Genomic DNA, 17955 nt, shown 5'->3' with positions numbered 1-17955 from the left:
TCGAAATTCGAAATAAAGAAGAATGGCAGAAGTTACAGGTAAAGCGGTCGATTGGAAATTGCTGGGTAGGGTAATGCACTACGTTAAGCCTTATAACGGCACCTTCGTTTTGGCAGGCTTTCTTACTGTTTTCCTGGCAGTTATTGCCCTGGCGCAGCCGATATTGATTCAACTCACGCTTGATAAATATATACTGGCTAACGATTATCACGGGCTGGTATTGATGATCGAATTGATGATCGGGCAACTAATCATTCAAACTATAGCGCAATATTATCAAACGTTTTTAACCAACTCTTTAGGGCAATCTGTTATAAAAGATCTGCGGATTGATATTTTTAACCACATTACCAGTCTGCGCTTAAAATATTTTGACCGCACGCCCATCGGGATGCTGATCACCCGCACGGTGTCGGATCTGGAAACCATTGCCGATATTTTCTCGGAAGGGCTAATTTCTATCATGGGTGATATGCTGCTGGTGATAGCCGTTATCGGTTACATGCTATGGCAGGACTGGAAACTGGCTTTGATCACTTTGATCCCGATGCCCTTCCTGTTTGCATCTACTTATGTTTTTAAGGAAGCCATCAAATCATCCTTTCAGGAAGTACGTACGCAAGTTGCACAGTTAAATACTTTTTTGGCAGAGCATATCAGCGGCATCAGCATTATCCAATACTTTGCCCGCGAAGATCAGGAAATGCGCAAGTTCCGGTCGGTAAATGAAAAGTACAGGGATGCTAATATCCGGTCTAACTGGTATTATTCTATCTTTTTCCCGGTGGTCGAGATCCTATTTGCCATCTGTATGGCCCTGTTGGTTTGGTACGGCTGTAAAAGGATCTTGAGCGACCAGCAAATGCACAGTATTTCGGCATCGCCGGGTGGCGTTACACCCGGGGTAATTACCGGTTTTATCGTATTGTTAAACATGCTTTTCCGCCCGATACGGCAACTGGCCGATAAATTTAATACCCTGCAAATGGGAATGGTGGGTGCCGACAGGATCTTTAAAGTTTTAGATACCAACGAAGTGGCCGTTGACGAAGGGGGCTTAACCCCGCCGGCGTTAAAAGGCGACATTGAATTTAATAAGGTTTGGTTTGCTTATAACGAAGAAAACTGGGTGCTGAAGGATATTAATTTCCACATTAAACCCGGCGAAACCCTGGCTTTGGTTGGCGCAACGGGTGCGGGTAAATCATCAACGATAAATATTCTGAACCGTTTTTATGATATTGGTAAAGGTGAGGTCAAGGTTGATGGTGTGGACATCCGCGAGTACAAAACAAGCTACCTTCGCTCCAAAATAGCAACGGTAATACAGGATGTGTTTTTATTTACCGATACCATTGCAAATAACATTAGCCTGAACAACCCGGATATTACCCGTGCAGAAATAATTAAAGCAGCCAAAGATGTTGGCGCGCATGATTTTATTGAACGTTTACCCGGTGGGTACGATTACAACGTAATGGAGCGCGGGGCTACGCTTTCGGCAGGGCAGGCGCAGTTGATATCGTTTATAAGGGCGCTGGTTTATAATCCCGCAATTCTGGTTTTAGATGAGGCAACATCATCGGTAGATACCGAAACTGAGCTATTGATCCAGCAGGCCATCAATAAACTCATGCAAGGCCGCACTGCAATTGTGATAGCGCACCGTTTATCAACCATACAAAACGCAGACAAAATCATCGTACTTGACCACGGTGAGATCAAAGAAAGCGGCACCCATCAGGAATTACTCCGGATAGAGAATGGCTATTACCGTAAATTATACGATCTGCAATTCAATTCCGCCGGGATAGCCAAGCCATAGGAGTAATTACTTAGACTCTAATCGGCGGTCGTCATCGTCAGATGCATCCGGCTGGTTTTCTTTAGGCGGATTTTTTACCGGGTTCACAGGCTGTTCGTCTTGCTCGTATTTTTTGGCAATATTTTCCTGCTCGGGTTCATCAGCGTGGTATTGGTTGTCCTCGCGTTTGGTAATGCTTTTATGTCCGTTATCTGCAGGCCTTTCGGTGGGTGTGTCAGATGGTGATGGTTTATCGTGGTCGTTTGCTGGAGTTATCATGTTTTGATAACAGGCAGCATGCAGATTAGTTTACACGATTAATTGATTTAAAGTCTACCACGAGCAAAATTCTATCAATCAATTAATTTCTGGATTGTGTCAATTCCTCAATAGCGTCAGACAGTTAATTATTGTTAATTATCCGCTGTAAACTTTTACCTTTAGGGCGCGTTTGTTAAATTCGCAAATTGTTAGTTAAGATATAGGGTTTCAAATCTCTAATCTCACACCACATATTTATTACGAATGGAAGAATTTGAAGCAAGCGAATCGTCAAAAAAGGTGAAAACGATATATATATCAACCGTTTTTGGTATAGCTATGGTTTTGTTAATGATAGGCCTGTTAGGTTTGATATTGGTACATGCCAATAACCTCTCACGTTATGTGAAAGAGAATATCGTGCTGAATATATTTATGGACGACGCTGCCCATGAAACTGATGTACTACAGTTACAAAAGCAACTGGATGCCAATATAATGGTGAAGCAAACCCAGTATGTAAGTAAAGAGTTAGCCGCCCGCAACCTGCAAAAGGACCTGGGTGAAGATTTTGTAAAGTTCCTTGGGTATAACCCACTTTCGCAATCATTAGATGTTTATTTAAAGGCCGATTACGCCAATAATGCGGGCATTGATAAATTTAAAGCCGACCTGCTAAAAAACCCACTGGTTAAAGAGGTTAAATATCAGCAATCACTGGTAGATCAGATGAACGCTAACCTTACCTCAATCAGCCTGATCATAGTTGCCTTTGCGGGGATCTTCGTGATCCTGTCTGTGGCGTTGATCAATAATACCATTAGGCTGGCTATTTATTCACAGCGTTTTCTGATCAAATCAATGCAATTGGTAGGGGCAACCAAAGGTTTTATCCGCAAACCGTTCTTGCTATATGGTATATGGCATGGATTGCTTGGCGGATTAATTGCAATTGTGATCCTTATCGGTACATTGTATTTGGCTAATAATCAAATTCCCGATTTGGTGATTTTACAAACGCGCACAGAATTTGCAATTGTTTTTTCAGGGGTTATAATCCTTGGCATATTTATATCAGCTTTTAGCACCTTTTTGGCGGTAAACAAGTTTTTACGTTTAAAAATATACGATTTATACAGATAGTCAGAGATTTTTATAACAATAACTATTCCTATAACTATCGGGACACAAATTCGGCAATTCAAAAATTAAAAGAAATGGCACAACAACCTGCTAAACCAGTAACTACAACAAAAACAACCCCAGTATCTACGCCGGTACAATTTATATTTGGTAAAGAAAATTACCGCTTGCTAATTGCCAGTATCGCTATTGTAGCGTTTGGCTTTGTATTAATGAGCGGCACAACAGATATTTATAGTACCACAAAAATTGTTATTGCACCCATTGTAGTGCTGGCAGGTTTTGGCTTAGGATTTTACGCTATCTTAAAAAAGCCATCAGCTAACTAATGAATATCATTCACGTTATCATTCTGGCCATCATTGAGGGTATAACAGAATTTTTGCCGGTATCATCAACCGGGCACATGATCATCGCATCATCCATAATGGGTATAGCGAGTGACGATTTTGTAAAACTATTTACCATTGCTATCCAGCTGGGAGCTATCCTATCGGTAGTGGTTTTATATTTTAAACGCTTTTTCCAAACGCTCGATTTTTATTTTAAGCTGGTAGTTGCCTTTATCCCTGCAGCTATATTCGGGTTGCTGTTCAGTAAAAAGATAGATGCTTTATTAGAGAGTGCCTTAACGGTAGGTATTACACTTTTTGTGGGTGGTATCATTTTATTATTTGTTGATAAATGGTTTAACCAGCCGGAGGTTAAGGAAGAAAAGGAAATCACTTATTTAACTGCATTAAAGATCGGTTTCTTTCAATGTTTGGCCATGATCCCGGGTACATCACGCTCGGCTGCTACAATTGTTGGTGGCATGAGCCAAAAACTTAGCCGTAAGGCAGCTGCCGAATTCTCCTTCTTTTTAGCGGTACCTACTATGTTTGCTGCAACTGCCAAAAAACTGTATGACTTTTACAAAGAAGGCCACGTTTTTACCGGCGAAGAAATTAAGCTTTTAGCTATCGGTAACGTTATTGCGTTTGTGGTTGCACTGTTGGCCATCAAAACCTTTATCACCTTTTTAGAGAAGCGCGGTTTTCAATTATTTGGCTGGTACCGAATTTTAGTGGGTGGTGTGATTATTATTTTAATCCTGTCAGGTCATAATCTGCAGGTAATCTAATATCGGGATTCAACTGATTTTAAGGATCGATAGATTTTATCTGAAAGCCACCTGTTAAATCCAAATATCCTACAAATCCCCTTAATCACGGTTCATGTTCAACTCCATTCAAGATTTTGCCGACGGCCAGCTTTTACTGGTTAATAAACCTTACGAGTGGACTAGCTTTGATGTGGTGGGCAAAATTCGCAATTCATTTAAGCCGCTAAAATTAAAGGTAGGCCACGCAGGCACGCTCGATCCATTGGCTACCGGGCTGCTCATCATCTGCACCGGTAAAATGACCAAGCAGATAGACACCTTCCAGGCCGAGGATAAAGAGTATACCGGTACAATGGTGTTAGGTGCCACAACACCAACCTACGACCTGGAGAGCGAGCCGGAAGCTCAATTTAGCACAGATAATATTTCTGACGAGCAGATCAGGGCAACGACCACACAATTTACAGGCGACATTCAGCAATACCCGCCCGCGCACTCTGCCATTAAAATAGATGGGGAGCGCCTGTACGAAAAGGCCCGCCGCGGCGAAGAAGTAGAGCTGCGCCTTCGCAACGTAACCATATCTGAGTTTGAAATTACCCGCATAACGCTACCCGAGGTAGATTTCCGGGTGGTGTGCAGCAAGGGAACTTATATCCGCTCTTTAGTGAACGATTTTGGTAAGGCCTTAAATAATGGCGCATACATGTCGGCTTTAAGACGTACCCGCAGCGGCAATTACCGGATTGAAGATGCGCATGAAGTTTTAGAACTTGTTGACACCATCCGTGCGCTTAAAGCAAAGGCGCTTGAAAACCCCGTCTTGTAAATTTTACACATCAATTAGCAAAACCATTCTGCATTCTGCGTTGTCCTTATACCTTTGTGTAATCTAAAGATGAAGATCTATAACAATATCGACGATTTTAAGGCTGTTGCAAATGCGGTGGTTACCATCGGTACTTTCGATGGTGTGCACATTGGCCACCGCAAGATTATCGCGCGGCTAAAGGAACTGGCAGCGGCATCAGGCGGCGAAACGGTTATCCTTACTTTTTTCCCGCACCCGCGGATGATATTGCACCCCGAAGATGAGGAGATCAAACTGATCACTACCATGGCCGAAAAGGCCCGGCTATTGGAGCAAATGGGGGTCGACCATCTGATCATCACGCCTTTTTCCCGTGATTTTTCCAACCAATCTGCCGAAGAATACATTCGCGATATCTTAGTTAACCAGATAGGCACCAAAAAAATAGTGATAGGATATGATCACCGTTTCGGTAAAGACCGACAGGGTGGCTTGGAGGATCTGCTGGCATTAGCGCCCGAATACGGTTACAAGGTGGTAGAGATAGCCGAGCAGGATATTAACGATGTAGCCATCAGCTCTACCCGCATCCGCAAGGCGTTGCTGGAGGGTGATATCGACATTGCTAACGAATGCCTGGGTTATCCGTTCTTTATTACAGGTAAAGTTATCCGCGGCGATCAAATAGGCCGTACGTTGGGTTACCCTACAGCTAACTTAGTGGTAGAAGAGCGTTATAAACTGATCCCGTCTGATGGGATCTTTGCTGTAAAGGTATTGGTTGAAGGCAAAGAGTATAAAGGGATGGCTTACATCGGTCACCGCCCTACTATTAACGGCATGACCCGTAATATAGAGGTTAACATTTTTGATTTTAATGCCGATATCTACAACAAAGAACTCCGCATGGAATTCCTGCACTATGTACGCGGGGATATTAAATTTGCTTCTTTGGACGAATTGGTTGTACAGTTAGGAAAAGATAAAGAAGATGTACAGGCCCTTTTAATAATGGACCGCCCGCAGTTTAACACTTAAGTGTTATTATAATTCCCTCACCACAGGAGTGCAAGTAGGGGTTAACTACCTGTACAATCGATACGCAGATCAATTTTTTCTAATCCGCATTTCCAAACTTTCATATAATTCAATAGATTTGAGTAAACCGCTATCAATTAACCAATGGCTAAATTAAACCTCGACAGGCAGGAAAGTGATTTTTTGAATAGCACCATTGCTCATTGGGAAAAGAACAATCTAATTGATGCCGGGCAGGCAAATAAATTACGCACTTCTTATGAGGTAAAAGGTTTCGACTGGATGCGCTTAGCCAAATATTCTTTTTGGGTGGCGTTGATATGCGGCGTAGTGGCCGTAGGCTCATTAATAGTTGACGATGCCGTTATTAAACTGCTGCAAAATCTTTACTATACACCTGATATTGTGATCAGCATTTTGTGCGGTGCAACAGCTGCCGGTATGTTTTATATAGGCCGTGTGCGCGAAAAGCGTTTCGCCGAACAGGTGTTCAGTAACGAAGCGATCATTTTTACCGGGGTGCTATTTACAGCTTGTTGCATTGCATACCTGGGCAAAACCTTCGATAACGGCTCTGGGCATTATTCCCTTTTATTCCTGGTGTCGGTATTTGTATATGGCTTTTTGGCTTGGCGCATGGGCTCCAGGATGATCTGGCTGTTTGCGCTGGTATCGTTAGGTAGCTGGTTTGGTACCGAAACAGGTTATCAAACCAAATGGGCTTTGTATTTCCTGGGTATGAACTATCCTTTGCGCTTTATATTGTTTGGATTAGTGCTGGTTGCGGCTTGCCACCTGTTAAAGAACAAAAAATGGTTCGCTAACTTTTGGGAATTGACCTACGTGGTAGGAATGCTGTACCTGTTTATGTCGCTTTGGCTATTCAGTATTTTTGGCAACTACGGTAGTTTAGATACCTGGTGGCAGATCAAACAGATCAGTATTTTTTACTGGGGAATTATCTCGGCGATAGTAGCAGGTGGTTTCTTGCTCTACGGATTGAAAAATAAAGATGTTGTTGCCAGGGAGTTCGGCATTACCTTCCTTATTATATTCCTGTACACCAAATACTTTGAATTTTTTTGGGACCATACCAACAAAACGGTGTTTTTCGCTATTCTGGCGGCCTCATTCTGGCTCATTGGCCGCAAAGCCGAAAAGATCTGGAACATTAATACAAAAGCACCCACACTAAAAGAAGGCGACGCATAGCTAAATTAAACGTCATTATTTTATCGAGTTAAACCCCTGACTTTTCATTCGGTTCACCGTCGGCAGTGTTGCCGCCACGGCCTTGTGCATCAAATGCCCTAAACTTAACTAAACCACCGTTTGCGCTAACGGGCTCCTTGTAAATTTTGCTGGTAGCAGTTGGTTCTGTGCCATCTGTGGTATACCGGATGATCATCCCCGGGAATTGAATATTGCTGATATATTTACCATCCTGCAAAATCACCCCTGGCTTAGGGATCCGGAAACTGTAGCCACCGTTGTAATAAGCTAATCTCGGCAACTCACGTTTGCCTAAAATATTCAGAAATTTACTCCAGTCCTGGTTGTATAACTGGCGGGCTTTGGCGGTATCACGCTCGGTGGTCCAAGAGGGATCTTTAGCCCATGCACGCTCGGCAAGGCCTATCAGCTTCGGGAAGATCATGTAATCCATCCGCTCGGGCGTTTTTACAGTTTCGCCCCATAACGCGCCTTGTAAACCAACAATGTTATCTTTACCGTAATCCGTTAAACGTTGTTTGCCGATGAATAGGCTCCGGTTTATCGGGCGGCCGTTCTTATCAACATCTGCATTTTTAAAGTAATCATAAGGGATAAAGGAAAAGAACTTGTCTATCCCTAAATAGGCGCCCCAGTAATAACCCGGTTCATCGAAAGATTTGTAATTGGCCATATCGAAATACAGGTTGGTAACGCAGGTAAGTACAACCTTGTAGCCACCATTTGCCAGTTTATAGGCCAAGTCTTCCTGCCCGTCGCCCAGCACGTTATTCCAAACATCAACCTGTAGGTTATCGTTTAAAAATTGCGGGTTAACCACGTAAGCCGGGTGCCCATCCAATGTAGTTTTGCGCAGGGCCATTTCTTCCCAGCCGGCCAGTTTAATGTTACGCTTTTTCAGGATGTCGTTTACGCGCCCGTAGAAATAATACCAGAGATCATTGGTCGATTTAATTTCTGGGTGCGATAATTTGAGGGTGGCAAAAGCAGGCGATTTTTCCCAAACGTGGGCAGGTACCTCGTCGCCGCCAAAATGGATGGCAGGCAATGGCGCGCCTGCTTCTTTGTACATGGTAGCCAACTCGTTCACTACCGTTTCCACATAAGTATAGGTTGATGGCAGGGAAACATCTATTACATTATCATTCCAGTACTGCACCGAACGGTATTCGGATTGGTCATTCAGATCGCGCAGTAGATAGCGGCTTGCACCTATCTTGTCGCCAACGGCTAACAGCCGGTTATAACGGGCATCCATCGCTTTAATGGAGGCGCGAGCATGGCCGGGGGTCTCTATCTCTGGCAATACGGTTATATGGCGCTCAGTGGCGTATTTTAAGATCTCTATGTAATCAGCCTTAGTATAAAAGCCTGTACCGGCAGCATTTGAAAACTCGGGGCCCGAGCCGTGGGATGCTGGCAGAAAGGCCTTACTATCCAGCGTGTGCGCACGTTTTGATCCTATTGCTGTAAGTTCCGGTAATGACTGGATCTCCAGCCGCCAGCCCTCGTCGTCGGTTAGGTGCAAGTGGAGGGTGTTCAGTTTATAAACCGCCATCAGGTTTATGAGCTTTAAAACCTGTTGTTTGCTTTGAAAGTTACGGGCTACATCCAGCATCACGGCGCGATAGGGGAAGCGTGGTTCGTCGGTAACATCCAAACAAGGCACGGCAATGCTGGCTTGAGGCTTCTCCCAATAATCGCCCGAGATAGCCGTTTTGAACGATTGGATGCCGTAAAACAACCCTGCCGGAGTTGACGCGCTGATGGTCATTGCTTCGGGTGTAATAAACAGCCGGTAGGCTTCGGGGCCTAAACCGCCTATTTTTTTAAAGATGATTTTTTTACCCGAAGCAGTGCTGGTAATCTTGCTGCCTAACAACTTTTCGATGCCGGTAATAAAGTAAGCCTTCTCTTTCTCAAATGATGGATCACTTATAATGTTAAGGGTATTGCTGATAGTAAAATTTCCGCTGTTCTCGGTATAATTTAATGGTGTGGGGATGATCTTTTGTAGTTGCTTTGCCGGGATATCCAGAATGGTTTTGTTTTGATTGTATAAAATTGCAGGGGTGATCAATCCATCATATTTAGGGCTGAATGGTTTTACCACAAAATCTGCAGGCAGGTAACCTTTGGTGGGCTCGGCGTCCCAAACCAAATAAGGGCCTTCAATGGCATCGGTAAAATTCACCACCGGCGATTCGCAAACGTATTCGATCCGGGCACTTTCGCCGGGTTTAATGGTGATAAATTTATTGGTAGGCGTAATACTGTATAAGTCGCCGTTGATAGGCTTGATGGTAGCAGTGCCGCTTGGGGCGTTAGGCAAAAAATTGCGTGATGAGTTAAAGTAGATCTTCCATCCCGCAGCCGGGAAAGCCGATTGATTGTTATTAGTGATGGTAATGGCCGTTAATGCCATTTGCTTATTTTGATAGTTATTATCAACAACCTCCCAGGTAATGGAAAGCTTCGCTGCATCAAAAACAGGTTTGGCAGCCACCACAACTGTTTGTGATAACATAATGAATGCAAACAGCGGTTTCAGGTAACGGCCCATAGCTATATTCAGGTTTGTGAGACGTAAATATAGGTAATTTTATATTTTAATATCTAAGCACTACTTTTTAAAATATTTTTTAAAGTGCAAATTTCACCCAACCTTCGCCCTCGTATCCAAATATAAATTGTTTGGGATGGATAATCTCGGCCAGGATCTCTACTGAGTCTACTATCCGTGGGCCGGGGCGGTTAAAATATTGGTTGCCGTCTGCAATATAGATTTGGTTGTTCTTTACCGCTTTCAGATCGTTAAAATCCTCTTGCTGCAGCAGGATGAAGATCTCGCGCATGGTGCGTTCAATAGAAAACCCGCATGGCATTAGCAGGATCACGTCGGGGTCCTGCGCCTTAATATCTGCCCAATCCACGTACGGAGAATGTTTACCGGCTTGTGCCAATATGGGTACGCCGCCTGCAATGGTTATCAGCTCGGGCACCCAGTTACCACTTATCATCATCGGTTCCAACCATTCAATACAGGCAACGGTGGGTTTTGTCTCTATAAACTTCAGCTTATGGCGGATGATGTCTACCCGCTCGGTCAAATCCTCTATCAACCTTTCACCTTCTTCCGTAACATCCAAAGTATCTGCCACGGTTTGGATATCGGTAAAAATATCTTGTAAACTATTAGGTTGCAATGAAATGATCTGAGCGGGCTTGTCTAAATAATGATCCAGAGCCTGCTCCACCTCGGGTAACGACACGGCGCACACTTCACACTGTGCCTGGGTAATTACCACATCTGGTGATAGTTGTTTGATCACTTCGCGCTTTACGGTGTAAACCGACAAAGCATCCGACAGGATCTCTTTAACCTTCACATCAATTTCCATGCTGCTCATGCCATCCGGAAAATTAGCTTCAGAACAAACGGGCAGGCTTTTCACACCTTCCGGATAATCGCACTCATGCGAGCGGCCTACCAGTTGATCTTGCAGGCCAAGCGCACAAACAATTTCGGTAGCGGCCGGGAGTAAGGATATGATTTTATTAGCAGACATAAATTCAGATGTGCAGATTTTTTGATGTGCAAATATGCGAATTAATGGAAATCTATTTTGCAAAGGCAGAGTGCCGCAAGCCTTATTAGCGTAAAAATGTGTCTTATTTATTTGCCCGGTAAAATATTATCTTTGGGCAAAATGATATTCCTAACCTTTTTCATCGGGATTATAGCCAACTTTATCGGCTACATACCACCCGGCAACATCAATTTAACGCTGGTTCAGATCACCATAAACCGGGGGATGAAGCAGGCCCTGCAGTTTATCATCGCGTTCAGCTGCGTTGAGTTTTTTTTTACCTACTTAGTAATGCAGGGTGCCAAGTGGCTTTCTGAAGAGGTTAAGCTGGACACTATTATCGACTGGGTAATGGTAGTGCTTTTCGGTACATTGGGCACTATCACCTGGATCAATCGTAATAAGCCACAACAAACCACTTATTCGCAGCATGCCAGTATTAAATATGGCATCTTACTGGGCTTCTTAAACCCTATGCAAATACCTTTCTGGATGGTGACGGGCACTTACCTCATCACGCACCAATGGATAGAAGACGGACGGTTGGCCCTGGTCATATTCAGTATCGGCTCGGCAGCAGGGGCATTTATCGCTCTGTTTTTGTATGCAAAGTTTGCCCAGTATTTACAGGATAAATTCGCCCTAAGTGCCAGGGTAATTAACATCAGTATTGCTTTACTGTTCTTCGCATTTGCGGCCTATCATATTTTCAAGCAGATCTACCTGGTGTTCTTTAAGCACCATTAGAAAATCATATCAGGTTCTTAATAATAAAACGACTAACCGGAAATTCCGGTAAGGTGTTTTGTCATGATAAGGTATAGGTAGGTGTAGGGAATTAAAGGGTAAACGTAAGCTTAGCCAGCATAAAGCGGCCGGGTATAGTGTACGAGCTTTGGGTAAATGTATTTGCAGATAGATACAACGCGCTGTAGGTTGTGGTATTGAACAGGTTTTGCGCGCTTAATTCAACATCGGCTTTTACCTTCTTTAATTTGTAGCGCACACTGGCATCAGCAAACATATATTTCAAATCGTTTGACTGTTGCTGATGGGTGTAATAATGATCGCCGGATAGGCTGAAGTAAAGGTTATCGGTCGCAATATAACTAACCGAACCCTGCTGGATCAGCCTTTCAAACTTACTCGATGTAGCCACTGCCGACGATTTGCTCACCGTTTGATCATACCCTGCGCGGTAGCTAAAATTCACCTTGCTGCTCACCTTGGTTTCGGCACCGATGTTGGCGGCTTTTGAAACCGTATTGTATGGCAAAACAATGTTGTTTTGGATCTGGTTCAACTTAGTGGTTTGTATAGAAAGGCCGCCACTAAATGTGGTGCGTATAGCGAATGCATATTTGCTGATGGTTGCAGTGCCCGACCAGGTATCGATGTTATTATCGTACGGTAGCACTATCCTTTGCTGGATATTATTGGTAATAATGCTCGACGCGATGTTATTAGCATTTTGATGGGTGTAAGCAGCGTTCACCCCGAAAAAGAACAGCGTGATAGCCTTTCGAAAGTTAAAGCCCAGATTGGCCGTTTGTGTTTTGCGTTCGGTAAGGTCGGCGTTGTTGGCGTACAGGCTGCGGTAGTTTTTAAGGATGAAGCCGTTGTACACATCCTGGATGCTACCGATATCGTTACGGAAATTATAACCCAGCGCGAAAAAGTTCTCGATACCGCTTTGGTACTTGATGCTTACCCGCGGGTTAAAGTATAGCCTGTCCAAGCTTTTGTTGAGGTTGTAGTTGCCATCGCTGTAACTGATGTTCATATAGCTTAAAGGCAGGCTGATACTCAGCTTCCAGATATTGCCGGGGATATCATAGCCTGCTTCGGCATAGACCTTTCTTTTAGACCAATCCAGGTTATTAACCGCGCTGTCTGATACCAGGTTGGTTGAATTATTTAATTGGGTTAAACTTAAATTTGACCGCAGCGTTTGCGATTGTAAACTGAAACCCGCCTTGTAACTTTGGGTGATATTGCTACCGGGGATCTTATAGCCCAGATAATTATTTGTAAACCAGGTAGGTACATCTACCGTTTGGGTAAGTTGCTTATAAGCAACATTATTGTTAAAGATATCAGGATTTAATCCGGGGTCGATAGTGCGGACCTCCGGTTCGATAGACCTGTTCACATAACTATAAAGCTCAATTATGTTGTTAGATTTAAAGGTGTTCATATAATTAAACTCATTAGAGAGATCCATGATATTGTCTTTAAACACCTGGTTAACCGGTGTACCGTTAGCTACCAACGCCGAGTAGCCCGTATTTTTGGTATAGTCGGCAATAAAATTATCCGTCAGGTAGTATTTATCCTTGTTGATGTTTAACCCCAACTGGGTGTGCAGATAATCGGGGCGACGGCGGTTGTTTTGTGCCTCTGCGTAGCGAATAGTATCATTTGGCAAATAAAACTCGCTGAACTTGGTATAAATCTGCTTTTGCGTATCGTGCAGGTACGAGAGGTTTGCCCGCAGTTGCACATCCTTTTTTACATTCACTAAATTATTTAGGTTAATGATGCCTGCCTGGTTAAAAAGATAACGGTTACGCGGCAAGTCAGGGTCGCCGGCTGTACCTAACGATAATACGGTGCCGGGTTTGTCGTAATCTAACCGGGCTAAATAACTGCTGTAATTGTGCGAGATAATATCGCCCGCCAGGTCATAATTAGTGTTATTTACCTTCAGATAATTGATGGCTTTGTACTTATCCTTAAAGGCCATAGCGTTTATATCGGCATAGTATTTATCCGGTAAGCCTGCACCTAAAGTTTCTTGCCCTACCAATTGTAATTTGGCATCTTTTTTCATAGTTAGGTTCAGGGCTACATCCTCGCTCACCACCTTATCCTTCAGCATTTTTATAGGCTGATGGTTCTCCATTACCTGTACCTTATCAACCACACCATTGGGGATAGAACTGGTAGCAATGTTGTACTTATCATCCAATAAATTATCTCCGCCGATGTACAGGTTAGAGATCCCTTTCCCGTTGTAACTAATCTTACCATCTTTATCTACAGTTATACCGGGCAGCTTTTTGATCACATCGCCTATCACCCTATCCTGCGGATTGCTAAAATCTGATACCTTATAATCCAACGTATCGCCATGGGCACGTAAACGGGGCTTGTTATCTTTAACCACTACCGTTTGAAGCTGGCTCACCGCGTGCGACATTTTAAAGTTATACGGCATAGTAAAGCTGCCAACCGGCTTAATGGCCTTTTTAAAACCTACGCAGCTTACCTCGACCTGCAGGTTATTTTTATCCGCATCTGTGGGGATGCTTAGCGTAAACGCACCTTTATCATTAGTGGTGGTATAGCCAATGATGAGGCTGCCACCGCCTTTAAGGTTTACACCGGCGTACGAGATGCCTTTGCCCAAACTATCCGTTACGGTGCCCCTTATGCTTTGCGAAAAGGCAAAGCCGTAGCACAGCATACAAAAAATGAATGCTCCGATAGGTTTATTTAGCCTGCTCATTTCTTTTCAGGTAGCTCTAAGGGATTGTTATTTACAGGGCCACTGGTGCCACTGTTCACGTTCACTACCATACGGTCGCCACTAAAAGCTGAACTACCGGTAATTGCACCGCCCCCCGGCCTCATATTTGCGCCGCCACCCATTGCTGCCATGAACGCCTGTGGATCTTTTTTCATAGCAGCCTGCAAATTAGCAAACTCTTTGTCGGTTGTTTTTACCGCATTGGTAGGTATGGCTATCAGGTTCGGGTCAATATCATCATCCATGCTACCAAAACGCACAACGGTTGTACCCGGCCCTTGCGGCGGGGCCGCTGCTACGACGGGTTTATCAGTTGCCACCACTTGCTCTATACCATCAAACTTAAACTCCACTTCTTTATTGGTATCGTAGGCTTCCACTATCAACCCCGGCAATCCGTTCAGTTTCCACGGGCCTGCGCGGAAAGGCAGATCGGGGCAAAACCAGGCGGTATAGTCGCGGCCTTTAAAATGGCCTGTGGCTTTCTGGCAATGCAGGGTGCCGAAACTGGCGGTATCTGTGCTTATCTTCCAGTTGATAACCGGTATTGGCTCAACGATCAGGTACGGGGTAATGAGCGTTTCCTTACGCATCAGCTTACCCTCTGCCGCAAACTGGTAAAACTCTGCACGGGTGGTTGGTTTGTTGCTTGTTACCTTGATATTCATGGGGCCGCCGTTTCCCTTCTGTTCGGCCATTTGCGTTTCTATTTGCTTGCGCATCAGCGCGTCCTGTAACTTTTTATCGTAACTTTTATAAACGCTTGCGGTTTGGCCTAGAAAGAGGACCATGTTTTCGGTATATGGTTTGTCTTTAGCGGTAGTATCGCGGATGTGGGTAAATTTATAATGTACTACAGCTTTTGCCATCTCGGGCTTTTGGGCTGTAGCAGCCAATGTTGATAAGCAAAGGCAAACGGATAAAATAAATAGGTTTTTCATTCTTGTGATCTATTAAAAATTAAGGTTTCTTTTTAACTATATCACAAATATAACTAATTGATTAGTTTTTATACGATTAATTCGTAGTTTTTAACAATTTTAACAAATACGCTATGGAAAGGATTAGAGCCTGTCTTTTATCACGAGCGTTTCTGCTATCATATCATGCAGGCACTGCTGTTTTTTGGTAAAAAAGCACATGAGGTAGCCTATACAAAGTGTAATTGTTGAAAGAATCTTGGCAAAGTTACGGGCGAAGGCTTTGGGTACATCTATCCGTTGGCCATAAATATCTGTTACTCGAACGTTGACGAGTTGTTTGCCGTAGGTAGCTTGTTTATCAGAGCTTTCCATAGTGATATGATAAACCATTTTGGCTACGGGGATCAGCGCAACCATGCCAACGGCAACTACGGTGCGGGTCGTCGGGTCAGTGATCAGGATCACGGCACCTATCGCTACAAAAACAAAACCGAAGGAAACGATAAGCCAATCGACCACCGATGCGATAGCCCGCTGGTCAAAGCTGCCAAAATACTGTAGGGGTAACGCCCGTTTGGCAAAACCGAAAAGCTCACGCAGTTCGGGGATTTCGTGTGCTTCTTTATAATCGTCCATCGCGGCAGTCTTTACAAAATCGCCTGATCTGAGTTTACGGCTGCGCAATTCTTCTATGCTAAAAGGGCCGGCGGGTTTACCGTCGACCACTAAGATGTACTGATCTTTTTTGGAAGTTGAATTATTAAAGCCGGAGGGTTGCATCGTCATCAAATTTATAAGATTAATACTACAAACCTCCGGCTTTTTAAAAGCTATTAGTAACGGGTCACCTTAAAGTCGGATACGCCGCCTTTCATGTGAATATACATTTTGTTTGGGGCGGTATTAAAATTAGCAGTTTGGTAAGTACCGTCGCCATTTTTAGTAAAGCCGTCATAATTAGTAGATGATAAGCCCGAATTTGATTCGATCCTGACAGCCGCATCCGTTGGCACCGCAATATGTACCTCAGACACACCTGTAGATACATCAACATTGGTGGTTGCCAATGGCTGGCCCATTTTGATATCAAACGATGCCGCGCCGCCACTGATCTTTAATTTGCGCACTTTGAATTTGCTCAGGTCGAAATCTAATTTAGTAGCGCCTGCCTCTACATTCATGTCCCATTCGGGGCGGGTATTGAGTTTGATGTCTGCCGAGTTGGTGTTATCGCTATCCCAGTTAAAGTTATTACCATTTTGCTTGCGCATGTGCAGGCCCAATACGGGTACGTTGCCTTCCGTGCTATGCTCAAATTGAAACTTATTATTAAACTCTTTAGTCACTGCACTAAATAACTGGCTGGTGCTGTCTTTCAAAGTATAAACCGTGCCGCCACCGCTTATGTTTAATATAGCTGATGTTGCTGTCGCTACGTATGGCTGGTTGTAGGTACTGCTGCCTTCTACTTTGATGATCCCTTTTTTAGCGTTGCTGCTATCTTCGTTATCGTCATCATTATCGCCGTCGGTATCGTGGTCGCTAAAGTTCCAGTTACCGTTGTGGTTGTTCCAGAAGTAGCGCTGGTTGTTTGGCACTAAAACTAACAAGGCAAAACCTCCAATAACCACTGTTATTTTAAGCACGGTTGCCCAAGCCGACCGGTTTTGGGCAAGTACCAGGTTTACACCGCCCATGATCAAAAATATAGGCCACAGGCGAAAGATATTACCCCAATGGAAATTGATAACGTTATAGTTATGCAGCAGGAATAAAGCGCCGATGCCTACTAATATAAGTCCCGGCATTATTTTTTCACTTTTCATTTTCGTGGTTTTTAATGTGATGAATATGTGATGCTGTTTGCACCAATTATAAGCTTGTAGGTTGATTATCGTCGTCTTTTTTTGCCTCTTCGGTGGCTTCTGACGCTGCATCAGTTTTGCTAAAATCTGCGGTTTTTGAGTTCCAATCATGTTTTTCCCAGTCGTGTTTCTTTTGCCCGGTAAAAATTAACACAGCACCAACTGCAACCAATACAACCGGCCAGGTTTTATCAAAATCGAAATCGGGGAACCAGTTAAACTCGTCCATTAAAAATATGGCACCCAATACAATCAGTACCACACCAAACATTAAACTAACATTTGATTTTTTAGCCGGTGTGGGCATAAACGGATGGGCTGCATTTGGGGGCGGCACGCTATAATCAACCTTGCCATTATTGTAGGTTTGGTTAAAATTAGGGTTAAAGTTGGTATAGTCTACCCCCGGGTTGAACGGCTGGTTCGGGCCGTTTAAGTTAAACGGACGTTTTGGCAATACTATCCATAAAATGATGTAAGGCACTAAGGTAATACCTTTTGCAATGCCACCGGCCACAAATATTAACCTGACTATGGATACATCCATATTGAAATAATCTGCCAGGCCTGCACAAACACCACCAATTACCTTGCGGTGTTCATCACGATAAAGTTTCTTTTCCATTTTATTTAGTTTTTAAGTGTTTGGG

Annotated in this window: 16 protein-coding genes; 8 read left to right on the top strand and 8 right to left on the bottom strand. The window is 43.7% G+C overall.

The features are described 5' to 3' along the window. The first annotated feature begins 22 nt into the window (after positions 1–22). Positions 23–1825 carry an ABC transporter ATP-binding protein gene (locus tag IDJ76_RS06595; protein WP_191161988.1) on the top strand — a complete coding sequence of 601 codons (1803 nt, stop codon included), beginning with the start codon at positions 23–25 and terminating at the stop codon, positions 1823–1825. A 6-nt stretch (positions 1826–1831) separates the two neighbouring features. Here the strand turns inward: IDJ76_RS06595 and IDJ76_RS06590 are convergent, their stop codons facing one another. Further along, the gene (locus IDJ76_RS06590; RefSeq protein WP_191161986.1) at positions 1832–2083 is read right to left on the bottom strand and encodes a hypothetical protein; all 252 of its coding nucleotides are present in this window, start codon (positions 2081–2083) and stop codon (positions 1832–1834) included. A gap of 246 nt (positions 2084–2329) precedes the next feature. On the opposite strand from IDJ76_RS06590, the gene IDJ76_RS06585 reads away from it, so the two are divergent. From IDJ76_RS06585 to IDJ76_RS06560, 6 genes are all read left to right on the top strand, one after another. Beyond that, entirely contained in the window at positions 2330–3208 is an 879-nt protein-coding gene (locus tag IDJ76_RS06585; protein ID WP_191161984.1) for a cell division protein FtsX, read from the top strand. 74 nt (positions 3209–3282) lie between these two features. Continuing rightward, a complete protein-coding gene (locus tag IDJ76_RS06580) occupies positions 3283–3537 on the top strand; it encodes a DUF3098 domain-containing protein (RefSeq protein WP_191161983.1) in 255 nt (84 codons plus the stop codon). After that, positions 3537–4331: an undecaprenyl-diphosphate phosphatase gene (locus IDJ76_RS06575; protein WP_191161981.1), complete on the top strand. Its 795-nt coding sequence runs from the start codon at positions 3537–3539 to the stop codon at positions 4329–4331. The genes IDJ76_RS06580 and IDJ76_RS06575 overlap by 1 nt, the downstream gene beginning before the upstream one ends. Before the next feature lie 94 nt (positions 4332–4425). Beyond that, complete coding sequence (gene truB / locus IDJ76_RS06570) at positions 4426–5142, top strand: tRNA pseudouridine(55) synthase TruB (RefSeq protein WP_191161979.1); 717 nt, start codon at positions 4426–4428, stop codon at positions 5140–5142. A gap of 69 nt (positions 5143–5211) precedes the next feature. Beyond that, on the top strand, positions 5212–6162 hold the full coding sequence (locus IDJ76_RS06565) for a bifunctional riboflavin kinase/FAD synthetase (RefSeq protein WP_191161977.1): 951 nt from the start codon (positions 5212–5214) through the stop codon (positions 6160–6162). A 144-nt stretch (positions 6163–6306) separates the two neighbouring features. Continuing rightward, on the top strand, positions 6307–7374 hold the full coding sequence (locus tag IDJ76_RS06560; protein WP_191161975.1) for a DUF2157 domain-containing protein: 1068 nt from the start codon (positions 6307–6309) through the stop codon (positions 7372–7374). A gap of 28 nt (positions 7375–7402) precedes the next feature. Here IDJ76_RS06560 and IDJ76_RS06555 read toward each other — a convergent pair whose 3' ends face one another. Together IDJ76_RS06555 and IDJ76_RS06550 are read right to left on the bottom strand one after the other, a co-directional pair. Next, positions 7403–9958, bottom strand: coding sequence for a family 20 glycosylhydrolase (locus IDJ76_RS06555; protein ID WP_224746216.1), 2556 nt, complete (start codon positions 9956–9958; stop codon positions 7403–7405). 79 nt (positions 9959–10037) lie between these two features. Further along, positions 10038–10964 carry a cobalamin-binding protein gene (locus IDJ76_RS06550; protein ID WP_191161973.1) on the bottom strand — a complete coding sequence of 309 codons (927 nt, stop codon included), beginning with the start codon at positions 10962–10964 and terminating at the stop codon, positions 10038–10040. A 141-nt stretch (positions 10965–11105) separates the two neighbouring features. On the opposite strand from IDJ76_RS06550, the gene IDJ76_RS06545 reads away from it, so the two are divergent. Further along, a complete protein-coding gene (locus tag IDJ76_RS06545) occupies positions 11106–11732 on the top strand; it encodes a LysE family translocator (RefSeq protein ID WP_191161971.1) in 627 nt (208 codons plus the stop codon). A gap of 91 nt (positions 11733–11823) precedes the next feature. On the opposite strand, the gene IDJ76_RS06540 is transcribed toward IDJ76_RS06545, so the two are convergent. From IDJ76_RS06540 to IDJ76_RS06520, 5 genes are all read right to left on the bottom strand, one after another. Continuing rightward, complete coding sequence (locus tag IDJ76_RS06540) at positions 11824–14496, bottom strand: TonB-dependent receptor (RefSeq protein WP_191161969.1); 2673 nt, start codon at positions 14494–14496, stop codon at positions 11824–11826. Further along, positions 14493–15458 carry a GLPGLI family protein gene (locus tag IDJ76_RS06535; protein ID WP_191161967.1) on the bottom strand — a complete coding sequence of 322 codons (966 nt, stop codon included), beginning with the start codon at positions 15456–15458 and terminating at the stop codon, positions 14493–14495. The genes IDJ76_RS06540 and IDJ76_RS06535 overlap by 4 nt, the downstream gene beginning before the upstream one ends. Before the next feature lie 123 nt (positions 15459–15581). Further along, on the bottom strand, positions 15582–16226 hold the full coding sequence (locus tag IDJ76_RS06530) for an RDD family protein (protein ID WP_191161965.1): 645 nt from the start codon (positions 16224–16226) through the stop codon (positions 15582–15584). Between the two features lie 47 nt (positions 16227–16273). Further along, positions 16274–17266: a LiaI-LiaF-like domain-containing protein gene (locus IDJ76_RS06525; RefSeq protein WP_191161963.1), complete on the bottom strand. Its 993-nt coding sequence runs from the start codon at positions 17264–17266 to the stop codon at positions 16274–16276. Between the two features lie 46 nt (positions 17267–17312). Then, entirely contained in the window at positions 17313–17930 is a 618-nt protein-coding gene (locus IDJ76_RS06520; protein WP_191161961.1) for a PspC domain-containing protein, read from the bottom strand. Positions 17931–17955: the final 25 nt, after the last annotated feature.

The sequence above is a fragment of the Mucilaginibacter glaciei genome (genome assembly GCF_014773245.1).
Taxonomy (GTDB): domain Bacteria; phylum Bacteroidota; class Bacteroidia; order Sphingobacteriales; family Sphingobacteriaceae; genus Mucilaginibacter; species Mucilaginibacter glaciei.
The sequence above is the reverse complement of the archived record's forward strand: the minus strand, read 5'-3'. Positions and strand labels throughout refer to the sequence as shown.